Below are 19,715 nucleotides of genomic sequence, written 5' to 3'. Positions count from 1 at the left end.
CGAAAGACCGAAAACAACATGGCCTCCATTTCCCTGCGCAACGTCGTCAAACGCTACCGCACCGGCAAGACCGAGCTGCAGGTCATCCACGGCGTGAATGCCGAAATCGCCAATGGTGAATTCATCGTCATCGTCGGCCCCTCTGGCTGCGGCAAGTCCACGCTGCTGCGCATGGTGGCCGGGCTGGAAGAAATCAGCGGCGGCGACATCTGCATTGGCGATCGGGTGGTCAACCAGCTCGAGCCGGCCGAGCGCGACATTGCAATGGTGTTTCAGAACTACGCGCTCTATCCCCACATGACGGTCTTCGACAACATGGCCTATGGCCTGAAGATCGCCAAGGTGCCAATCGCCGAAATCAAGCAACGGGTGGACAAGGCCGCGGGCATTCTCGAACTGGGTCACCTCCTGACCCGCAAGCCGCGCGAACTCTCAGGCGGCCAGCGTCAGCGCGTGGCCATGGGGCGTGCCATCGTGCGCCAGCCGCAGGTGTTTCTGTTCGACGAGCCGCTGTCCAACCTGGACGCGAAGCTGCGCGCACAGACCCGGCTGGAGATCCAGAAACTGCACCGTGAGCTGGGTATCACCTCGCTGTTCGTCACGCACGATCAGGTCGAGGCCATGACGCTGGCCGAACGCATGATCGTGATGAACGCCGGCCGCATGGAGCAGTTCGGCACGCCGGAAGAGGTGTATTCCCGCCCGGCCACCACTTTCGTCGCCAGCTTCATCGGCTCGCCGCCCATGAACCTGCTCAAGAACGCTCCAGGCGGGCGCCCGGGCAGCATCCTGGGCATCCGCCCAGAGCATCTTGACATCGGTACGGACGGTTGGGCGTTGCAGGTGGAAACTGTGGAATTGCTGGGCGCCGAGCGTCTGGTGCACGTGCGGCTGGGGGAAGAACAACTCATCATCCGCACGCATGAGGACCAGGGTGCACCGGCCATCGGCAGCACGATCCACGCCAAGCCGCGCGAAGACCGTGTGCACTGGTTCAACGCAGAGACCGGCCAGCGAGCATGAACTTTCCCCGGTGGATCGCTCACCGCGGCGCGGGCAAGCTGGCACCTGAAAACACCCTCGCCGCATTCCGGCTCGGCGCGGCCTGCGGCTACCGCATGTACGAATGCGACGCCAAGCTCAGCGCCGATGGCGTGGTGTTCCTGCTGCACGATGCCACGCTGGAGCGCACCACGAACGGCCAGGGCGTGGCCGGTGACCAGCCCTGGAGCAGGCTGAGTCAGCTTGACGCGGGCAGCTGGCATTCGCGCGCGTTCGCCGGTGAGTCACTGGCCACGCTGGCAAGCGTGGCGCGGCATTGCAAGGCTCACGGCCACAGGCTCAACATTGAAATCAAGCCAACGCCGGGACTGGAAGCCCAGACCGGACGCGCAGTGGCCAGCGAAGCGGCCCGCCTTTGGGCCGATGACAGCGGGAACCCGCCTTTTCTGACCTCGTTCCAGCCTGCGGCGCTTCAAGCGGCAAAGGAAACCGCAGCCGACATTCCCCGTGGTCTGCTGCTGGACACGCTCTGGAATGGCTGGCTTGAGGCCGCCCGCCAGCTCGGCTGCGTGGGCCTGGTGTGCAACCACGCGCTGTGGGACGCTTCCACGGTGGCCCAGGCGCGAGGTGCTGGTCTGAAAACCCTGGCCTACACCGTCAACGACGAGTGGGCCGCCCAGCGGCTGTTGCAGTTGGGGCTCGACGGCATCATCACCGACCGGGTCGACCTGTTCGCGCCGGTCGACTGACCGACCCGGGCATCAGCGTCGACGGTGCAGCCACCAGGCGAGCGTGCCTTGCACCAGCACCAGGGCGGCGTAAGTGGCCATCTTTCCGTCGCGGCCGAAGAACACCAGACCCGCCAGCAGCACCCCTACCCCGGCCACCAGCAACATGAAGGCCTCCAGCCGTGCCCCCGGTGCGGAACGTCCGGCGCGTCTCAGGCGGGGCACGCCCCAGAGGATCAAACCCACCGCCATGGCGGGCGCGATGAACCCCGCCAGGTGCCCAAGGAACGCTAGAGGTGTCATTTCAAGTTGACAGTGACATGCATAAGGGTTCAATTTTATAATCAGCACATGTCTGTCTGGGCTCTTGGCATCAACCACAACACGGCTCCGCTCGATCTGCGGGGCCGTTTTGCGTTTGCGCTTGACCAGATCCAGCCCACCTTGCATGGGTATCGGCAGAGCCTGGCGCGCCAGCCCGAGGCCACGCTGCTGTCCACCTGCAACCGCACCGAGCTCTATGGAGCAGGTGATCAGTCGGCGGTGGATCCCACGCTGGAATGGCTGGCACAAACCGGCGGGGTGAGCAGCCACGTGCTGCGGGACCACGCCTATGTACTCCGGGACGATCAGGCCGCACGCCATGCCTTCCGCGTGGCCAGCGGCCTGGACAGTATGGTGCTGGGTGAAGCGCAGATCCTCGGCCAGATGAAGGACGCGGTGCGCGCGGCCAGCGATGCCGGCGCCCTGGGCACCACACTGCATCAGCTGTTCCAGCGCTCGTTCGCGGTGGCCAAGGAAGTGCGGAGCTCCACCGAGATCGGGGCCCACTCCATCAGCATGACCGCCGCCGCCGTGCGCCTGGCTTCGCAGTTGTTCGAGGACTTGCGCGATATCAAGGTGCTGTTCGTCGGCGCGGGCGAAATGATTGAACTGGCCGCCACGCACTTTGCCGCCAGAACACCCAAGAGCATGGCGATTGCCAACCGCACACTCGAGCGGGGTGAAAAACTGGCCAGCCGCTTCGGCGCCCAGGTGATGCGTCTGGCCGATGTGCCCGATCGGCTGCACGAATTCGACGCCATCATCAGTTGTACCGCCAGCACGCTGCCCATCATTGGCCTGGGTGCGGTGGAACGCGCAGTGAAGAAGCGCCGTCACCGCCCGATGTTCATGGTGGATCTGGCGGTGCCGCGTGACATCGAGCCCGAAGTCAAGGCACTGTCCGACGTGTACCTCTACACCGTGGACGACCTGGCGACCGTGGTGCAGACCGGCAAGGACCACCGCCAGGCGGCCGTGGCGCAGGCGGAGGCCATCATCGATGCCGGGGTGCTCAGCTTCATGCACTGGCTGGAACAACGCGACCCGGCCAATGGGCTGGTGCCGCTGATCCAGCAGATCAACGCGCAAGCGGACGAGTGGCGCGCGGTAGAACTGGCGCGCGCACGCCGCTTGCTGGCGAAGGGTGAGCCGGTGGAAGCGGTGCTTGAGGCCCTTTCGCGTGGCCTCACGCAAAAGATGCTGCACGGCACCCTGGCCGAGTTGCACACCGGCGACAGCGCCGCGCGCGCCGCCACGGCGCAGACTGTGTCCCGGCTGTTCCTGCGCGACGAACCGCCCAGATCCCCGCGCGACGCGCAACCCTAGCTTGTCGGTCCGGCGTCTGTCCACTGCGGGCTGGCGCCTGCACTCGCTCGCTCGGCTCATCCTCACTCCCCATGAAAAACTTTGTCCGCGATACCCTGCTGCGCCAGCGCGCACGGCTGCATGAACTCGACGCGCTGCTGTCTGCCCCCGACGTGGTCGACGACATGGACCGCTTTCGCTCATTGAGCCGCGAGCACGCTGAGGCCTCCACCGTGGTCGAGGTGTTCAACCGGTACCTGCAGCGCGAATCCGACGCCGCCTCGGCAAAAGACATGCTGAACGATGCCGACATGGCCGAGATGGCCCAGGAAGAGATCAAGAGCGCTGAAGCCGATCTGGAACTGCTGGATGGCGAACTGCAGCAACTGCTGCTGCCCAAAGACCCTGACGACGAACGCAACGCGTTCGTGGAAGTGCGCGCAGGCACCGGGGGCGACGAATCCGCTCTGTTCGCCGGCGACCTGGCGAGGCTGTACACGCGCTACGCAGAGCGCCAGCGCTGGCAGGTCGAGATCGTGAGCGAATCACCCAGCGAACTGGGCGGCTACAAGGAAGTGGTGTTGCGCATCGCCGGCCATGGTGCGTATGGGCGTTTGCGCTTTGAATCCGGTGGCCACCGCGTGCAGCGCGTGCCCGCCACGGAAACCCAGGGCCGAATCCACACCAGCGCGGCCACGGTGGCGGTGATGCCCGAACCAGATGAAACGCAGGCGGTGCAACTCAACCCGAGCGAGTTGCGCATCGACACCTACCGCGCCAGTGGCGCAGGCGGCCAGCACATCAACAAAACCGACTCGGCCGTGCGCGTGACACACCTGCCCACCGGCATCACCGCCGAATGCCAGGACGGCCGCTCGCAACACAGCAACAAGGCCAAGGCGCTGCAGGTGCTCACCGCGCGGCTTCAGGAGAAGGACCGCAGCGAACGCGCCGCCGCTGAAGCCGCCACCCGCAAGGGGCTGATTGGCAGCGGCGACCGCAGCGACCGTATTCGGACCTACAACTTTCCGCAGGGCCGGCTGACCGATCACCGCATCAACCTCACGCTCTACAAGGTGCTGCAGGTGATGGAGGGCGACCTGGACGAGGTGATCCATGCATTGCAGGTGGCGCGTGGCACGGAACTGCTGGCGGAGCTCGAACAGCGCAACGGCTCATGACCCTCGGTGACACACTGGCGCAGTTGCAGCGGAATGGCCTTGAAAGGCTGGACGCCCAGATGCTGCTGCTCATGGCCGCGCAGCGCGGCCCCCACGACCGCGCCTGGCTGATGGCGCATGAGGAAGAGCCACTGAGCGCTGAAACCGCGACTGTTTTGAGCGATTTGGCGCAGCGACGCCTGATGGGCGAACCCATGGCCTACCTGCGCGGAGAACAGGAGTTTTTTGGACTCACCTTGCAGGTCGATTCGAGGGTTCTGGTGCCGCGCGCCGACACGGAAACGCTGGTGCATTGGGCCCTCGAGGTGGCCGGCCGCAGTGCAGGCACCAGGAGCCTGCTCGACCTGGGCACTGGCAGCGGCGCGATCGCGCTGGCCCTGAAGTCGGCCCGCCCTTCTTGGTCGGTCACCGCCACCGACGCCAGCGAACCTGCGCTGGAGGTGGCACGAGCCAACGCACAACGGCTCGGACTGGCGGTGGCGTTCCACGCCGGACACTGGCTGGCGGCCGTGCCCGGTCAGCGCTTCGATGTGATCGTGAGCAACCCCCCATACATTGCCGCAGAAGACCAGCATCTGGCCGCGCTCACGCACGAACCTGCAACAGCCTTGGCCTCGGGATCCGACGGCCTGGACGACATCCGCACGCTCGTGGCCACCGCCCCCAAAGCGCTCCGGCCGGGCGGCTGGCTGCTGCTGGAGCACGGGTACAACCAGGCCAGTGCCGTGCGCTCCCTGCTGCAAAACGCGGGATTCGAGCAGATCGACAGCCGCACCGACCTGGCGGGCATCGAGCGCTGCAGCGGCGGCATCTGGCCTCTGCAGCGATAATGTGAAACGACTCCGGGCCTTGCTGGCCCATCTGCAAAAGGACTCTTCAGCCATGAGCGACGCACAAACCCGCATCGACCAACTGGTCAAATCCAACGACATCGTGCTGTTCATGAAAGGCAGCGCGAGCTTTCCCATGTGTGGCTTCTCGGGCCGCGCGATCCAGATCCTGAAAGCCTGTGGCGTGGAAACCAAAACCCTCAAGACGGTCAACGTGCTCGAAGACGAAGGCATCCGCCAGGGCATCAAGGAATACAGCAACTGGCCCACCATTCCTCAGCTCTATGTGAACGGCGAGTTCGTGGGCGGCTCGGACATCATGATGGAGATGTACCAGTCGGGCGAGTTGCAGCAGGTCATTAGCGGCCAGGCCTGAACCGTCGAACGCCATCCTCCAGCCACCTTCGGGTGGCTTTTCGCTTTCTGGACTGCGTCATTTCACACATCGCACGCCAGTCCGTTGGAATGCAGGCAACAACTGTGGCTATTCGGCATTGAGATCGGGCACGTCTTGTGCTTGAATGAATTCGTCACTGAACCCCACAGGAGAACCGCATGAGCTCTCGCAGCCTGGTCGCTTCACCCTCCCTCGGTCTGCCCATCGCCCAGATGCGCAGCGTGTTCAGTGCCGACGACGTCGAGCGCAAGCTGGCGCACCTGCAGGCCAGCGGCAACGAACGCGACTACGAGGGCCTGCGCAACACCTGGCAGCGCATGCTCGAACGGGGTCCCCAGCGTTTTGCGGTCAAGCCATCGGGCGTGCCCGATATGGCGCCGCTCTACGACCTGCTGCCCAATTTTGGTGAGGTGCTCGACGACGTGAAGCGCCATGTGGCGCTGAGCCAGGACAGCCGTGACAGCCTGGAGGTGACGCCCATCCTGCTGCTCGGGCCGCCAGGCGTGGGCAAGACACACTTCGCCCGCCAGCTCGCCGACCTGCTGGGCACCAGCATGAGTCTGGTGCCCATGAGCTCCATGACCGCCGGCTGGCTGCTTTCGGGATCGTCTTCTCAATGGAAAGGCGCCAAACCTGGCAAGGTGTTCGAGGCGCTGGTAGACGGCCAGTACGCCAACCCCGTGATCGTGGTGGATGAGATCGACAAAGCCAGCGCGGACGCGCAGTACGACCCCCTCGGCGCGCTATACAGTCTGCTGGAGCACGACACGGCGCAGAACTTTGTGGACGAATTTGCCGAGGTGCCGATCGATGCCAGCCAGGTGATCTGGGTCACTACGGCCAACCACGAACGGAGCATCCCCGAGCCCATTCTCAACCGCATGAATGTGTTCGAGATCGCGCCTCCCACGCCGGACGCGGCACGCAAGATCGCGGCACATCTTTACCGCAGCATCCGTGGCGAGCACGACTGGGGCCAGCGCTTCGATCCCGAACCGGCCGACGACGTGCTGGATGCACTGGCCACGCTGGCACCTCGGGAAATGCGGCGCGCTCTGGTCACGGCCTTCGGAAATGCGAGGCTGGACAACCGCTACAACCTGGAAGCGGACGACCTGCCTCGAGTGGGCGCGAGCAAGGGGCGCATCGGCTTCATGCAGTGAGCCGCCGCTGGGCCGCCCCAAGGCGAAACGCACCCCCTGGGGCAGCGACCCGCACAGCGACGCAGCGTGGGCGCGGCATGCTTCAGGCGTCGGGGTGCGCCCAGTTTTTCGCGGCTGCGTAAACCGCGTTGGGGTATTCGGCGCGTCCCCGGCTGCCGTTGTAACGGCCGAGCGCCATGTAGGTATCCCCGCGCTCGCGGTCCAGGTAATGGCGCAGGATCACGCAGCCAAATCGCAGGTTGGTCTGCATGTTGAACAGGCGCCCTACTTCTCCGTCGCCGATCAGGCGCGACCAGAACGGCATGATCTGCATGTAGCCTCGAGCGCCCACGCGCGAGATGGCAAATTTCCGGAACGCGCTCTCTACCTGGATCAAGCCCAGCACCGTGGTGGTGTCCAGCCCGGCGCGCTTGGACTCGTACCAGACGGTCTGCAGAAATTCGATACGGGTCTGAAAATCGGTCTTGCGCCGTTGCAGACGATCGCTCATGGCCCCCAGCCAGCGAAGATAGGCCAGGCGCCTGGCCTGATCGGTGAATTCAGGAACGGGCGGCGCAGTGTTGGCGATCGCCGCGCTCAGGGCGCCGCGCACGGAGTCGGCCAACGGTTCTTCGAGCTGGCCGCCGGCCACCACCCGACCCGACCAGCCCACCACGCCCAGCGAAGCCGCTCCCAGCAAGCAGCCCCGCCGCGACAAACCCGACAGGCTCATGCCTTCAGCTTGCTCTTTAGGAACGCGAGCAACTCGGGCGTGTTGACCTGAGTGGCGGCACTGTCACGGCGGTGCTGGTATTCCACCTGCCCCGCTTTGAGACCACGCTCGCCGATGGTCACCCGGTGCGGAACACCGATCAGCTCCCAATCGGCAAACATGGCGCCCGGGCGCTCGCCTCGGTCGTCCAGGATCACGTCCACACCGGCCGCCACCAGGTCGTCGTGCAGGCGCTCCGCAGCCTGCTTCACGTCCGCGCTGCGGTCCATGCCGATGGGGCAGATCACCAGCGTGAAGGGCGCCAGGGCATCGGGCCAGATGATGCCGCGCTCGTCGTGATTCTGCTCGATGGCCGCCGCTGGCAGCCGAGTGACGCCGATGCCGTAGCACCCCATCTCGAAGTACGCCGGCTTGCCGTCTTCGCCCAGAAAGGTGGCGTTCATGGCCTTGCTGTACTTGGTACCCAGGTAGAACACATGGCCCACTTCGATGCCGCGTTCGATCGCAAGCGCGCCCTTGCCATCGGGCGACGCATCGCCTTCAACCACGTTTCGCAGGTCGGCCACCACATCGGGCTCGGGAAGGTCGCGGCCCCAGTTCACGCCGGTCATGTGGAAGTCTGGTTCGTTGGCACCGCAGATCCAGTCGCCCAGCACAGCCACCTCCCGGTCCACCACCAGCTTCACCGGCTTCTTCAAGCCGATGGGCCCCAGGTACCCGGGCTTGCAGCCAAAGTGTTCTTCGATTTCGGTCACGGTGGCAAACCGGAAGCCGGCATCCAGACCCGCCACCTTGGCCACCTTGACCTCATTCATGTCGTGGTCGCCACGCAGCAGCAGCAGCCACACCTGGCTTTTCGCGATCTCACCCGCCTCGTTCAGCTCGTCGGTGGCCAGCACCAGCGATTTGACCGTGGTCGACAGCGGAACGCCGAGAAGCTCGGCGACGTCTGCGCAGGTGCTCTTGCCGGGCGTCGGCGTCTTGACCATCGGGTTCGCAGCAGCCTGGCGCGGCCCGGCCGGCGCCAGAGCTTCGGCCTTCTCCATGTTGGCGGCGTAGTCGCTGCCCGGACAGTAGACGATCGCATCTTCGCCTGTAGCGGCGATGACCTGGAACTCCTCCGACAGATCTCCACCAATGGCACCGCTGTCGGCCGCCACGGCGCGGTAGCGCAAACCAAAGCGGTCGAAGATGCGACGGTAAGCAGCGGCCATCACCTGGTAGCTTGCCTGCGCCGCTTCGCCATCACGGTCGAAGCTGTAGGCATCCTTCATGATGAACTCGCGCCCGCGCATGAGGCCGAAACGCGGACGGCGTTCATCACGGAACTTGGTCTGGATCTGGTAGAAATTCTTCGGCAACTGCTTGTAGCTGCGCAGCTCCTGGCGCGCGATGTCGGTGACCACCTCCTCGCTGGTGGGCTGCACCACAAAGTTGCGCTCGTGCCGATCCTGGATGCGCAGCAACTCTGGTCCCATTTTTTCAAAACGTCCGGTTTCCTGCCAGAGCTCGGCCGGCTGGATCACCGGCATGGTGAGTTCGACCGCGCCGGCGCGGTTCATTTCCTCGCGAACGATAGCCTCCACTTTCTGGATCACACGCAGGCCCATCGGCATGTAGCTGTAGATGCCGGCACCGAGCTTTTTGATCATGCCGGCGCGCGTCATGAGCTGGTGGCTCACCACCTCCGCGTCCGCCGGAGCTTCCTTGAGGGTCGAAATGAAGAACTGCGAAGCTTTCATGGAGGCACCAGGGTTCTGCCAACGGCAGGATGTGAAGATCGATCAGGGGGTTCGGGCGCGCCGCACAGCTCCCGTCGGGAACCGCCCGCACGCTCCAGAGATGCAACGGGTGTGTGGTCACTTCGCAAGTCGCACGCAGCGATGCATAATGAACACAGTTTAAAAATTTGGGGTTGATTATGCTTGACAGAGAAGGCTTCAGGCCCAATGTCGGCATCATTCTGCTCAACCAGCGAAACCAGGTGTTCTGGGGCAAAAGGATTCGTTCCCACTCCTGGCAGTTTCCGCAGGGTGGCATCGACCGGGGGGAAACTCCCGAACAGGCGATGTACCGCGAACTGCATGAAGAAGTGGGGCTCATGCCCGAACACGTGAGCATCGTCGCCCGCACGCGGGACTGGTTGCGCTACGAAGTGCCGGACCGCTTCATTCGCCGCGATGCGCGTGGCCATTACAAAGGTCAGAAGCAGATCTGGTATTTGCTGCGTCTGGTGGCGCAAGACTGGAACCTGAACCTGCGCGCAACCAGCCATCCCGAGTTCGACGCCTGGCGCTGGCACGACTACTGGGTGCCGCTGGACGTGGTGGTGGAATTCAAGCGGGGCGTCTACGAGCTCGCGCTCACCGAACTCTCGCGCTATTTGCCCAAAGCCGAAAATCGCAACCGATATCTCCGCGGAGGTGTGCGTCACCGTGGCAACGAAGACGGCCCGGCGCCCATCAGCATGTCACTCTCTCCCCATGGGCTGGAATTGCCACCCGGCGCCAGCTTCGATCCTGACCCGCAGAACGACAGCCGTTCTGCGCACTTCGAGCCCAAATGACCATCCGCAATTTCATGCTGCCGACTCGCACGGCGGCCTTGGTACGTTCGTGTCTGCTGGTGCTGACCTGTCTGAGCACGGCGACTCTGGCAACGGCCGACGATGACGAGCCCCAGTGGCAGGAGAAGGCGACCGAAGCGCCCAAGTCGTTCAGTATCGACAAGCTCCAGACATTCACGGTCTCGCAAAACTCTTCGCTCACCTATGGCATCGATCCTGAAACCCTGACGGTTGGCGAAGACTGGGTGGTGCGCTATGTGATGGTCGCCCGCAGCACCAGCGGCGCACTCAATGTGCTCTACGAAGGCATCCGTTGCCAGTCGGCAGAGGTCAAGACCTATGCGCGCTGGGACAACAACCGATCGGCCTGGAATTCCCCGGCCAACGCGGAATGGAAAGCGCTGGCATTCAGCGGTGCGACGCGCCCGGCCATGATTCTGGCCATGGAAGGGCTTTGCAACGGCAAGTCGGTCAACGGCAATCCGCGAAAGATGCTGGCCACACTCAAGACCGGCATGTACCTGCATCGTTGAAGACAGCAACCCGCTGCCTGCCCATCAAGCCCGTGCGGTCAGCACCAGGTTGTCGCGATGGATCATTTCCGGCTCTGCCGCATAACCGAGCAGGCGCTCGAAATCGACCGACGACTTGCGGCAAATGAGGCGAGCCTCCGAGCTCGCGTAGTTGGCCAGACCACGCGCGACTTCCTGCCCGCGCGCATCGTGAACCGCAATCACGTCACCACGCGAAAAATCGCCTGAGACCGCCGTCATGCCCACGGGCAGCAGGCTTTTGCCCTCGCCCACAATCTTGCCGACTGCACCGTCATCAACCACCACAGCGCCACGCAGCTGCAGGTGATCCGAAATCCAGCGCTTGCGCGCCTGGTTTTTCGCTGTCTGGGCCACCAGACAGGTGCCTATGGCCTCGCCGTCCACCAGGCGCAACAGCACTCGGGGCTCTCGGCCCCAGGCGATCACGGTGGAGGCTCCGGAGCCAGCGGCTCGCTTCGCCGCCAGAATTTTGGTGATCATCCCGCCCTTGCCGATCCCACTTCCCGCTCCGCCCGCCATCGCTTCCAGCCGAGGGTCGCCCGCTCGCGCGACGTGCACAAACTCGGCTTGCGGGTCGCGCCGCGGATCGGCGGTGTACAGGCCCTTCTGGTCCGTGAGGATCACGAGCACATCGGCCTCGACGAGGTTGGCCACGAGCGCGCCGAGCGTATCGTTGTCGCCAAATTTGATTTCGTCGTTGACCACGGTGTCGTTCTCATTGATCACCGGCACCACACCCAGTTGCAGCAGTGTGAGCAGCGTGGAGCGTGCATTGAGGTAACGCTCCCGATCGGCCAGATCAGCATGGGTCAGCAGCACCTGAGCGCTACCCACGCCGCAAGCGCGCAACTTGCTCTCGTACATCTGCACCAAACCCATCTGACCCACGGCAGCAGCCGCTTGCAGCTCATTGACTTCCTTCGGGCGGACGCTCCAACCCAGTCTCTTCATCCCTTCAGCAATCGCCCCACTGCTGACCATGATGACCTCGCGCCCTTGCTGAACCAGCGCCGCTAATTGCTCGCTCCATTGGCCGATGGCTTCTTCGTCAAGACCACGACCTTCGTTCGTTACCAGACTGGAGCCCACTTTGACCACGATACGGCGCGCCGACTGAAAGACGGCAGCAGGCGGCATGCCAAGCGCATTTGTCGAAACGTCGGTCTGCTGCATGTTGAGAGCAAGGTCCATGGATCGGAGAGGCTGGTGGTCAGGGAGCTTTCGAGGTGTCGACGAAACGCGGGTCGATGTCGACCGGCGGCAGCGAGTCTGTATGCACCTTGGCAATGTGCTGATACACCTTCTGCACCAGCAACTCGCATCCTTCGCGTGTAAGGGCTGATATCTCGAAGACAGGTCCCTTGTACTTAAGGCGTTTGACGACGTCCTGGATGCGCTTTGCGCGCTCATCGGCGGGCAGCATGTCCACCTTGTTGAGCACCAGCCAGCGTGGCTTGTCGTACAAAGCCTGATCAAACTTCTTGAGCTCGGCCACAATCGCTTTGGCTTGCGCCACTGGGTCCACCCCCTCGTCAAAAGGGGCAACGTCCACCATGTGGAGCAGCAGGCGGGTGCGCTGCAGATGACGCAGGAACTGGTGCCCAAGGCCAGCACCTTCGGATGCTCCCTCAATCAGGCCTGGCACGTCGGCCACCACGAAACTCTTTTCCGCCGCGACGCGCACCACACCCAGATTGGGGTGCAGCGTGGTGAAGGGATAGTCTGCAATCTTTGGCCGGGCGTTCGAAATCGCGGAGATCAGCGTCGACTTGCCAGCGTTGGGCATGCCGAGCAAGCCCACATCCGCCAGCACCTTGAGTTCCAGCTTCAGGGTGCGCTTTTCGCCAGCCCAACCCGGCGTTTTCTGCCTGGGCGCCCGGTTGGTCGAACTCTTGTAGTGCATGTTGCCGAAGCCGCCGTCACCGCCTTTGGCGATCGTCACCTGCTCGCCGGGTTGCAGCAGTTCATGCAGCACTTCGCCGGTCTCGGCATCGGCAATGATCGTGCCCACCGGCATTTTTAGGACGATGTCGTCGCCCTTGACACCAAACATGTCCGACCCTTTGCCGTGTTCGCCACGGTGAGCCTCGAAGCGACGCGTGAAGCGGAAGTCGACCAACGTGTTCAGGCTGGCATCGGCGAGCGCATAGACGTGGCCGCCCCGTCCGCCATCGCCGCCATCCGGACCACCGAACTCCTTGTACTTTTCGTGCCGGAACGATGCGCAGCCATTGCCGCCATCGCCCGCGGCGACATCGATCGTGGCTTCATCCACAAATTTCATGACACGCTTTCCAAGGAGGGATATCGAACCAATGATCCAAAACAAAAAGCCCGCACGGGCGGGCCTTCTGCAGTCGACTTTTCACGTGAGCCCCGTGCACCGCCCGGATTTTGCAACCGGGCATTGCCTGCGGCAACCGGTCAGACCGGTGTGATGCTGACGACGTGGCGGTTCAGTTCGCCCTTGACGGCAAACTTCACGTGCCCGTCGGTCGTCGCAAAGATAGTGTGGTCCTTGCCGAGGCCGACATTCAGACCGGGGTGGAATTTCGTGCCACGCTGACGCACGATGATGGAACCTGCCGTCACCAGTTCGCCACCGAATGCCTTCACTCCGAGCATTTTCGGCTTGGAATCGCGCCCGTTTCGCGTTGAGCCGCCGCCTTTTTTCTGTGCCATGTTGACTTACTCCTCAGGCTGCGATCGACGAGACCTGCAGTTCGGTGAAATTCTGACGGTGACCTTGGCGCTTCTGGTAGTGCTTGCGACGGCGCATCTTGAAGATGTGCACCTTGTCGTGCCTGCCATGGGCCAACACCGTGACCGTGACCGTTGCGCCGGAAACCAAGGGAGTGCCTACCTTGATCTCAGTGCCGTTACCGACAGCAAGAACCTGGTCAAACACGATCTCTTGGCCCACATCCGCAGCAATCTGTTCTACTTTAATTTTTTCGCCAGCAGCAACACGATACTGTTTGCCGCCGGTTTTTATGACCGCGTACATATGAACCTCTTGTAAAAATTCCACGAATGGAAATCCAGCGGACCAAATTCCCCTGAACCACGGATTTTAGCATGTCGGTTTTGGTGCTGCCAAGCCCACCCGTCCGGCAAAACTTGTGGAAATGGCATCCGGACGGCGCCTTCTGCCCGCTTTCTATAATTCGGGACTACCCGATGTGGCCCACCCACGAGCGACCTCTTCTTGACCTCTTCCACCCCCACTCGAACCATTCTGGAACTGATTCAGCCCGACATGCGGGAGGTGGATCGAGTTATCAGCGAACGGCTGACCACCGAAGTCCCGCTGGTCCGGGAAGTTGCCCAGTACATCATTTCCGCAGGGGGCAAGCGTTTGCGGCCCGCCTTGCTGCTGCTCATGAGCGGTGCGATCGGCAGCCAGCACCCGATGCGCCACACGCTGGCTGCCGTGGTGGAGTTCATTCACACCGCCACGCTGTTGCACGACGACGTGGTGGACGAGTCCACCATGCGACGAGGTCGCGAAACCGCCAACGAACGGTTTGGCAACGCCGCCAGCGTGCTGGTGGGCGACTTCCTGTATTCGCGCGCTTTCCAGATGATGGTGGATGTCGGCGACATGCGCGTGATGCAAGTCTTGTCGGACGCCACCAATGTGATCGCCGAGGGAGAGGTGCTGCAACTGGTCAACATGCACGATGCCTCCATCGACGAGAGCACCTATCTGCGTGTGATCCGGTCAAAGACGGCGAAGCTTTTTGAAGCAAGTGCCCGCCTAGCGCCCATCCTTTCGGGGTCCGATGAGCACACAGAGGCACTCTGCGCGCAGTACGGACAGGCGCTCGGCACCGCATTTCAGGTGATCGACGACGTGCTGGACTACGAGGGCAGCCCGGACGATCTGGGCAAGAACCTCGGCGATGACCTCCGGGAAGGCAAGGTCACCCTTCCCATCATCTGTGCTTTGCGTTCAGGTTCGGAGAGCCAGAAAAGCCTGATTCGACAAGCCATCGAGCAGGGTGATGTGGCCCACCTTGACGCCATCCGGGACATCATCCTGCAGACGGGCGCGCTGGAGGCAGCCCGCTCGAGCGCACACGCCGAGGCCAGTCGCGCGATAGACGCAGCGAGGCAGCTGCCCATCAATGCGCACAGTGAGGCTTTGCTACAATTGGCGGCTGGTCTGCTGGAGCGACGCTCCTGAGTCCTGAGGACGGCCCATGAGCCGTTGCTTGGTCGGTTGAACGACCCATCGGGGTGTAGCTTAGCCTGGTAGAGCGCTACGTTCGGGACGTAGAGGCCGGAGGTTCGAATCCTCTCACCCCGACCATTTCCCGGTCGTCATGTGCAGGCAGCTCGAGCAGCCCAAAGGCGAGCTCCGGGCGACGACCGGCGAGCACGCAACCTCGATACAACGCCAAATGCGGCATAAACCGCATTTTCAGCACAAGTTGCCTCAATACTGTCGGGCAAGTCCTTGATTTACGCTAGATTACGGGCTTATGGCGTCTGTCGAATCTGTCGTCCAAGATACACCTTCCATGGCCCTGCCGGGCCTTGGGCGGGCGCTCGTGTCTGCGGGCAAGCTCGGACAGAAGGCGGCTGAAGACCTTTACCGCAAGGCTCAAAGCGGGCGCACCAGTTTCATTGCCGAACTCACCGGGTCTGGCGCCGTTTCGGCATCCGATCTGGCGCACACGATGTCGGTTGCCTTTGCAGCACCTTTGCTGGACCTCGATGCCATCGATGTGCAAAGGCTTCCCGCCGGCCTGCTCGATCCGAAGATCTGCGCCGACTACCGCATCGTTGTACTGAGCAAACGCAACAACCGCCTCATGGTCGCCACGGCCGACCCGGCGGACCAGCAAGCGGCTGAAAAGATCAAGTTCGCCACGCAGATGGGCGTGGACTGGGTGATTGCCGAGTACGACAAGCTCAGCAAACTGGTGGAAACGCAGACCACCAGCGTCAACGAGACGATGGACAACATCATCGGTGGCGATTTCGAGTTCGACGAGGTGGCAACCGATGCGGTGAGCGATGTCACCGACAAATCGTCCGAAGTCGACGACGCGCCAGTGGTCAAGTTTCTGCACAAGATGCTGATCGACGCATTCAACATGCGGGCGTCCGACCTGCACTTCGAGCCTTACGAGCACAACTACCGGGTTCGCTTTCGCGTCGATGGAGAACTGCGAGAGATTGCGTCTCCACCCATTGCAATCAAGGACAAGCTGGCCTCCCGCATCAAGGTGATCTCCCGAATGGATATCTCCGAAAAGCGTGTGCCGCAGGACGGTCGGATGAAGCTCAAGATCGGTCCTGATCGGGTGATCGATTTCCGGGTCAGCACGCTGCCCACGCTCTTCGGCGAGAAGATCGTGATCCGTATTCTGGACCCCAGCAGTGCCAAGGTGGGCATTGATGCGCTGGGCTATGAGCCGGAAGAAAAAGAACGTCTGATGAGCGCCATCGTCCGGCCGTATGGCATGGTGCTCGTCACCGGGCCGACCGGTTCGGGCAAGACGGTGTCGCTCTACACCTGCCTGAACATTCTCAACAAGCCAGGCATCAACATTTCCACGGCCGAAGATCCCTCGGAAATCAACCTCCCCGGGGTCAACCAGGTCAACGTCAACGAGAAGGCCGGGCTGACGTTTGCGGCAGCGCTCAAGGCATTCCTGCGCCAGGATCCAGACGTGATCATGGTCGGTGAGATCCGCGACCTGGAAACGGCAGACATCTCCATCAAAGCCGCTCAGACGGGCCACATGGTCTTGTCGACCCTGCACACCAACGACGCGCCCACCACGCTCACGCGGATGATGAACATGGGGATTCCCACGTTCAACATCGCGTCCAGCGTCATACTGATCACGGCGCAGCGTCTTGCACGCCGTCTGTGCGGCACCTGCAAGGCGCCTCTCGACGTGCCGCGCAAGGCGCTTGTGGATGCGGGCTTCAAGTCCGAGGACCTCGACGGCACCTGGACACCTTACCGACCCGTGGGCTGCTCGGCGTGCAACAACGGCTACAAAGGTCGCGTCGGCATTTACCAGGTCATGCCGATCAGCGAGGAAATCCAGCGCATCATTCTGCGTGGCGGCAGCGCGCTGGACATTGCCCAGCAAGCCAGCAAGGAAGGCGTCCGCACGCTTCGCGAATCGGGCCTTCTCAAGGTCAAGCTGGGCATGACTTCGCTGGAAGAAGTGCTTAGCGTGACCAACGAATGACGCTGGCCGGACACAAGCCTTAGAGGACCCCATGGCAACCGCAGTATCCAAAAGCATCAAGGACATTGTCTTCGAGTGGGAAGGCAAGGACCGCAATGGCAAGACGGTGAGAGGCGAAACGCGCGCTGCTGGTGAGAACCAGGTGCTGGCGGCGCTGAGGCGCCAGGGCATCGTGCCTGGCAAGGTCAAGAAGCGGCGCACGAGTTCGGGCAAACGCATCAAGCCCAAGGACATTGCCATCTTCACGCGTCAGCTCGCCACCATGATGAAGGCGGGCGTGCCGCTGCTGCAGGCCTTCGACATTGTCGGTCGCGGCAACCCCAACCCCAGCGTCACCAAGCTGCTCAACGACATCCGCTCCGACGTGGAAACCGGTACCTCGCTCAGCGCGGCGTTCCGCAAGAATCCGCTTTACTTCGACAGCCTGTATTGCAACCTGGTCGAGGCGGGCGAGGCAGCAGGTATTCTTGAAGAGTTGCTGGACCGCCTGGCAACCTACATGGAAAAGACCGAGGCGCTGAAGTCGAAGATCAAGTCCGCCTTGATGTACCCGATTGCGGTGGTCATCGTGGCGTTTGTCGTGGTCGCCGTGATCATGATCTTCGTCATCCCTTCGTTCAAGGAAGTGTTCACCTCATTCGGCGCCGACCTGCCCGGCCCGACCTTGTTCGTGATCGCCATGAGCGAGTTCTTCACTGAATACTGGTGGCTCATCTTCGGTGGTCTGGGCGGCGGCATTTACTTTTTCATGCAAGCCTGGAAGCGAAACGAGAAGGTGCAGCGTTTCATGGACCGTGTGCTGCTCAAGCTGCCCATCTTCGGCCCCTTGATCGAAAAATCTGTGGTCGCCCGCTGGACGCGCACGCTCTCGACCATGTTTGCCGCAGGTGTGCCCTTGGTGGAAGCGCTTGACTCGGTCGGTGGCGCTTCCGGCAATTCGCTGTATGCCATTGCCACGGAAAAAATCCAGCAGGAAGTCTCCACCGGCACCAGCCTTACCAACGCGATGACCAACGCCAATATCTTTCCGTCCATGGTGCTTCAGATGTGCGCCATTGGTGAGGAATCGGGCTCCATCGATCACATGCTGGGCAAGGCGGCCGACTTCTATGAGGCCGAGGTCGATGACATGGTGGCCGGCATCTCCAGCCTGATGGAGCCGATCATCATCGTGGTGCTGGGCACGATCATTGGTGGCATCGTCGTGTCGATGTACCTTCCCATCTTCAAGCTGGGTCAGGTGGTTTGATGCTCGTGGGTGGCGCGCCGGCAGCGGCGCTGCTGGGCCTGTTGGGCTTGCTCGTAGGCAGTTTCCTCAATGTGGTGATTCACCGGCTGCCCCGAATGATGGAGGCACGCTGGGCCGCCGACTGCGCAGAGCTGCTTCCCCCCGGCGAGTCTTCGTCGGCGCCGGCCGCACCGGCCGAGGCCTACAACCTCATGGTGCCGCGCTCGCGCTGCCCTCACTGCGGCCACTACATCCGTTGGTACGAGAACATCCCCGTGCTCAGCTACCTTGCGCTGGGCGCCAGATGCAGCCAGTGCAAAGCCCCGATCAGCTTTCGTTATCCGGCCATTGAGCTGGTCAGCGCTGCGTTGTTTGCCTGGTGTGGCTGGCATTGGGGACCGAGCTGGTCTGCGCTGGCCTGGTGCGGTTTTTCGGCAGCGGTGCTGGCGCTGGCGTTCATCGACTGGGACACCACATTGCTGCCCGACGACATTACCCTTCCCCTGCTTTGGGCTGGCCTGTGCGCAGCGGCCCTGGGCCTCACGGATGCACCGCTGGTTGATGCAATCTGGGGCGCGGTGGCGGGTTACCTTTCGCTGTGGCTGGTGTACTGGGCTTTCAGGCTCGCCACCGGCAAAGAAGGCATGGGCTACGGGGACTTCAAGCTCTTCGCCGCTTTCGGCGCCTGGTTTGGCTGGCAAGCACTCATCCCGGTCATCCTCATGGCCTCGGTGCTGGGGGCGGTGGTGGGCATCGGCATCAAGGTGCTGGGCCGTTTGCGCGAGGGTGGTTACGTGCCCTTCGGGCCGTTCCTCGCACTCGCTGGCCTCACGGCAATGGTGTTCGGGCCACCGGCCATGCTGACCGCCATTGGCCTGTGAAATCCGTGGCCCCTACCCGCTCCATCTGGCGGCTGGGTATCACCGGCGGCATTGGCAGCGGCAAGAGCACCCTGGCTAGGCTGCTGAAAGCTCACGGCGCCGACCTGATTGATGCCGACGCGATCTCGCGCGAAAGCACGGCCGCTGCGGGTTCGGCGATTCCCGCGATCACCCAGGCTTTCGGCCCCGACTTTGTATCTCCAGACGGGGCGCTGGACAGGCAGCGGATGCGCGAGCACGTGTTCGCTCACCCCGAGGCACGCCAGGTGCTTGAGCACATCGTCCACCCCCTGGTGAGCGCCGAGATCCGGCGTCAAGCGGCGGAATGCTCTTCATCCTGCATCGTTTTCGACGTTCCACTGCTGGTCGAGTCGCCGCACTGGCGTCCCCAGCTCGATCGGGTGCTGGTGGTCGACTGTTCGCCCGCCACGCAGATACGCCGGGTGCAACATCGCAGCGGCTGGAGCGTGGAGACGATCGAAGCTGTCATGCGGAGCCAGAGTTCACGTTTGCAGAGGTTGAAAGCCGCCGACGCAGTGGTGCACAACGACACCGACGACATGGACTCGCTGCAAGCCTCGGCGGAGGTGCTGGCCCGGCGGTTCGGGCTATGATGAAGCCTCGCC

General features: G+C 62.8%; 21 protein-coding genes and 1 tRNA gene. 15 read left to right on the top strand and 7 right to left on the bottom strand.

The window, feature by feature from the left end; translation table 11 throughout:
• Positions 1-18: 18 nt before the first annotated feature.
• A complete protein-coding gene (locus CAP37_RS02590) occupies positions 19-1,023 on the top strand; it encodes a sn-glycerol-3-phosphate import ATP-binding protein UgpC (protein ID WP_086122731.1) in 1,005 nt (334 codons plus the stop codon).
• The gene (ugpQ, locus tag CAP37_RS02585; protein ID WP_086122730.1) at positions 1,020-1,751 is read left to right on the top strand and encodes a glycerophosphodiester phosphodiesterase; all 732 of its coding nucleotides are present in this window, start codon (positions 1,020-1,022) and stop codon (positions 1,749-1,751) included. The genes CAP37_RS02590 and ugpQ overlap by 4 nt, the downstream gene beginning before the upstream one ends.
• 12 nt (positions 1,752-1,763) lie before the next feature.
• Here the strand turns inward: ugpQ and CAP37_RS02580 are convergent, their stop codons facing one another.
• Complete coding sequence (locus CAP37_RS02580) at positions 1,764-2,033, bottom strand: hypothetical protein (protein WP_086122729.1); 270 nt, start codon at positions 2,031-2,033, stop codon at positions 1,764-1,766.
• 48 nt (positions 2,034-2,081) lie between these two features.
• On the opposite strand from CAP37_RS02580, the gene hemA reads away from it, so the two are divergent.
• From hemA to CAP37_RS02555, 5 genes are all read left to right on the top strand, one after another.
• Positions 2,082-3,380, top strand: coding sequence for a glutamyl-tRNA reductase (hemA, locus tag CAP37_RS02575; protein WP_086122728.1), 1,299 nt, complete (start codon positions 2,082-2,084; stop codon positions 3,378-3,380).
• A gap of 71 nt (positions 3,381-3,451) precedes the next feature.
• A complete protein-coding gene (prfA, locus tag CAP37_RS02570; RefSeq protein WP_086122727.1) occupies positions 3,452-4,540 on the top strand; it encodes a peptide chain release factor 1 in 1,089 nt (362 codons plus the stop codon).
• Positions 4,537-5,370 (top strand): peptide chain release factor N(5)-glutamine methyltransferase, encoded by an 834-nt coding sequence (gene prmC / locus CAP37_RS02565; protein ID WP_086122726.1) that lies wholly within the window; start codon positions 4,537-4,539, stop codon positions 5,368-5,370. The genes prfA and prmC overlap by 4 nt, the downstream gene beginning before the upstream one ends.
• Before the next feature lie 52 nt (positions 5,371-5,422).
• Positions 5,423-5,746, top strand: a complete 324-nt coding sequence (gene grxD / locus CAP37_RS02560; RefSeq protein ID WP_086122725.1) for a Grx4 family monothiol glutaredoxin — start codon at positions 5,423-5,425, stop codon at positions 5,744-5,746.
• Positions 5,747-5,925: 179 nt separating this feature from the next.
• Positions 5,926-6,930: an AAA family ATPase gene (locus tag CAP37_RS02555; protein ID WP_086122724.1), complete on the top strand. Its 1,005-nt coding sequence runs from the start codon at positions 5,926-5,928 to the stop codon at positions 6,928-6,930.
• 82 nt (positions 6,931-7,012) lie between these two features.
• Here CAP37_RS02555 and CAP37_RS02550 read toward each other — a convergent pair whose 3' ends face one another.
• Together CAP37_RS02550 and CAP37_RS02545 are read right to left on the bottom strand one after the other, a co-directional pair.
• A complete protein-coding gene (locus CAP37_RS02550; RefSeq protein WP_086122723.1) occupies positions 7,013-7,642 on the bottom strand; it encodes a lytic transglycosylase domain-containing protein in 630 nt (209 codons plus the stop codon).
• Positions 7,639-9,384, bottom strand: a complete 1,746-nt coding sequence (locus CAP37_RS02545; RefSeq protein WP_086122722.1) for a proline--tRNA ligase — start codon at positions 9,382-9,384, stop codon at positions 7,639-7,641. The genes CAP37_RS02550 and CAP37_RS02545 overlap by 4 nt, the downstream gene beginning before the upstream one ends.
• A 179-nt stretch (positions 9,385-9,563) precedes the next feature.
• Here CAP37_RS02545 and CAP37_RS02540 point away from each other — a divergent pair, with 179 nt between their 5' ends.
• Entirely contained in the window at positions 9,564-10,208 is a 645-nt protein-coding gene (locus CAP37_RS02540; protein ID WP_086122721.1) for an RNA pyrophosphohydrolase, read from the top strand.
• The gene (locus tag CAP37_RS02535) at positions 10,205-10,741 is read left to right on the top strand and encodes a CNP1-like family protein (protein WP_086122720.1); all 537 of its coding nucleotides are present in this window, start codon (positions 10,205-10,207) and stop codon (positions 10,739-10,741) included. The genes CAP37_RS02540 and CAP37_RS02535 overlap by 4 nt, the downstream gene beginning before the upstream one ends.
• 24 nt (positions 10,742-10,765) lie before the next feature.
• Here the strand turns inward: CAP37_RS02535 and proB are convergent, their stop codons facing one another.
• The 4 genes from proB to rplU form a co-directional block, all read right to left on the bottom strand.
• Positions 10,766-11,899 carry a glutamate 5-kinase gene (gene proB, locus CAP37_RS02530; RefSeq protein ID WP_086124783.1) on the bottom strand — a complete coding sequence of 378 codons (1,134 nt, stop codon included), beginning with the start codon at positions 11,897-11,899 and terminating at the stop codon, positions 10,766-10,768.
• Between the two features lie 73 nt (positions 11,900-11,972).
• A complete protein-coding gene (gene cgtA, locus CAP37_RS02525) occupies positions 11,973-13,046 on the bottom strand; it encodes an Obg family GTPase CgtA (RefSeq protein ID WP_086122719.1) in 1,074 nt (357 codons plus the stop codon).
• A gap of 140 nt (positions 13,047-13,186) precedes the next feature.
• Positions 13,187-13,444: a 50S ribosomal protein L27 gene (rpmA, locus tag CAP37_RS02520; RefSeq protein WP_086122718.1), complete on the bottom strand. Its 258-nt coding sequence runs from the start codon at positions 13,442-13,444 to the stop codon at positions 13,187-13,189.
• 13 nt (positions 13,445-13,457) lie between these two features.
• Positions 13,458-13,769, bottom strand: coding sequence for a 50S ribosomal protein L21 (gene rplU / locus CAP37_RS02515; protein ID WP_086122717.1), 312 nt, complete (start codon positions 13,767-13,769; stop codon positions 13,458-13,460).
• A 252-nt stretch (positions 13,770-14,021) separates the two neighbouring features.
• On the opposite strand from rplU, the gene CAP37_RS02510 reads away from it, so the two are divergent.
• From CAP37_RS02510 to coaE, 6 genes are all read left to right on the top strand, one after another.
• On the top strand, positions 14,022-14,951 hold the full coding sequence (locus CAP37_RS02510) for a polyprenyl synthetase family protein (RefSeq protein ID WP_086122716.1): 930 nt from the start codon (positions 14,022-14,024) through the stop codon (positions 14,949-14,951).
• A 49-nt stretch (positions 14,952-15,000) separates the two neighbouring features.
• A tRNA-Pro gene (locus CAP37_RS02505) sits at positions 15,001-15,077 on the top strand.
• A gap of 211 nt (positions 15,078-15,288) precedes the next feature.
• Positions 15,289-16,980: a type IV-A pilus assembly ATPase PilB gene (pilB, locus tag CAP37_RS02500; RefSeq protein WP_373271039.1), complete on the top strand. Its 1,692-nt coding sequence runs from the start codon at positions 15,289-15,291 to the stop codon at positions 16,978-16,980.
• A 31-nt stretch (positions 16,981-17,011) separates the two neighbouring features.
• Positions 17,012-18,229: a type II secretion system F family protein gene (locus CAP37_RS02495; RefSeq protein ID WP_086122714.1), complete on the top strand. Its 1,218-nt coding sequence runs from the start codon at positions 17,012-17,014 to the stop codon at positions 18,227-18,229.
• Complete coding sequence (locus CAP37_RS02490; protein ID WP_086122713.1) at positions 18,229-19,089, top strand: A24 family peptidase; 861 nt, start codon at positions 18,229-18,231, stop codon at positions 19,087-19,089. Before CAP37_RS02495 ends, CAP37_RS02490 begins: the two co-directional genes overlap by 1 nt.
• Positions 19,086-19,703 (top strand): dephospho-CoA kinase, encoded by a 618-nt coding sequence (gene coaE / locus CAP37_RS02485; RefSeq protein WP_086122712.1) that lies wholly within the window; start codon positions 19,086-19,088, stop codon positions 19,701-19,703. Before CAP37_RS02490 ends, coaE begins: the two co-directional genes overlap by 4 nt.
• The last annotated feature ends 12 nt before the right edge of the window (positions 19,704-19,715 follow it).

The sequence above is a fragment of the Hydrogenophaga sp. IBVHS1 genome (genome assembly GCF_002127265.1).
GTDB lineage: Bacteria > Pseudomonadota > Gammaproteobacteria > Burkholderiales > Burkholderiaceae_C > Hydrogenophaga.
Note: the sequence above shows the minus strand (reverse complement) of the source record. Positions and strands in the feature narration are given on the sequence as shown.

Excerpts from the sequence above, each read along its gene's own strand:
- CAP37_RS02590 (WP_086122731.1), top strand. The coding sequence starts at position 19 with ATGGCCTCCATTTCCCTGCGCAACGTCGTCAAACGCTACCGCACCGGC.
- ugpQ (WP_086122730.1), top strand. The coding sequence starts at position 1,020 with ATGAACTTTCCCCGGTGGATCGCTCACCGCGGCGCGGGCAAGCTGGCA.
- CAP37_RS02580 (WP_086122729.1), bottom strand. The coding sequence starts at position 2,033 with ATGACACCTCTAGCGTTCCTTGGGCACCTGGCGGGGTTCATCGCGCCC.
- hemA (WP_086122728.1), top strand. The coding sequence starts at position 2,082 with ATGTCTGTCTGGGCTCTTGGCATCAACCACAACACGGCTCCGCTCGAT.
- prfA (WP_086122727.1), top strand. The coding sequence starts at position 3,452 with ATGAAAAACTTTGTCCGCGATACCCTGCTGCGCCAGCGCGCACGGCTG.
- prmC (WP_086122726.1), top strand. The coding sequence starts at position 4,537 with ATGACCCTCGGTGACACACTGGCGCAGTTGCAGCGGAATGGCCTTGAA.
- grxD (WP_086122725.1), top strand. The coding sequence starts at position 5,423 with ATGAGCGACGCACAAACCCGCATCGACCAACTGGTCAAATCCAACGAC.
- CAP37_RS02555 (WP_086122724.1), top strand. The coding sequence starts at position 5,926 with ATGAGCTCTCGCAGCCTGGTCGCTTCACCCTCCCTCGGTCTGCCCATC.
- CAP37_RS02550 (WP_086122723.1), bottom strand. The coding sequence starts at position 7,642 with ATGAGCCTGTCGGGTTTGTCGCGGCGGGGCTGCTTGCTGGGAGCGGCT.
- CAP37_RS02545 (WP_086122722.1), bottom strand. The coding sequence starts at position 9,384 with ATGAAAGCTTCGCAGTTCTTCATTTCGACCCTCAAGGAAGCTCCGGCG.
- CAP37_RS02540 (WP_086122721.1), top strand. The coding sequence starts at position 9,564 with ATGCTTGACAGAGAAGGCTTCAGGCCCAATGTCGGCATCATTCTGCTC.
- CAP37_RS02535 (WP_086122720.1), top strand. The coding sequence starts at position 10,205 with ATGACCATCCGCAATTTCATGCTGCCGACTCGCACGGCGGCCTTGGTA.
- proB (WP_086124783.1), bottom strand. The coding sequence starts at position 11,899 with ATGCCGCCTGCTGCCGTCTTTCAGTCGGCGCGCCGTATCGTGGTCAAA.
- cgtA (WP_086122719.1), bottom strand. The coding sequence starts at position 13,046 with ATGAAATTTGTGGATGAAGCCACGATCGATGTCGCCGCGGGCGATGGC.
- rpmA (WP_086122718.1), bottom strand. The coding sequence starts at position 13,444 with ATGGCACAGAAAAAAGGCGGCGGCTCAACGCGAAACGGGCGCGATTCC.
- rplU (WP_086122717.1), bottom strand. The coding sequence starts at position 13,769 with ATGTACGCGGTCATAAAAACCGGCGGCAAACAGTATCGTGTTGCTGCT.
- CAP37_RS02510 (WP_086122716.1), top strand. The coding sequence starts at position 14,022 with ATGCGGGAGGTGGATCGAGTTATCAGCGAACGGCTGACCACCGAAGTC.
- pilB (WP_373271039.1), top strand. The coding sequence starts at position 15,289 with ATGGCCCTGCCGGGCCTTGGGCGGGCGCTCGTGTCTGCGGGCAAGCTC.
- CAP37_RS02495 (WP_086122714.1), top strand. The coding sequence starts at position 17,012 with ATGGCAACCGCAGTATCCAAAAGCATCAAGGACATTGTCTTCGAGTGG.
- CAP37_RS02490 (WP_086122713.1), top strand. The coding sequence starts at position 18,229 with ATGCTCGTGGGTGGCGCGCCGGCAGCGGCGCTGCTGGGCCTGTTGGGC.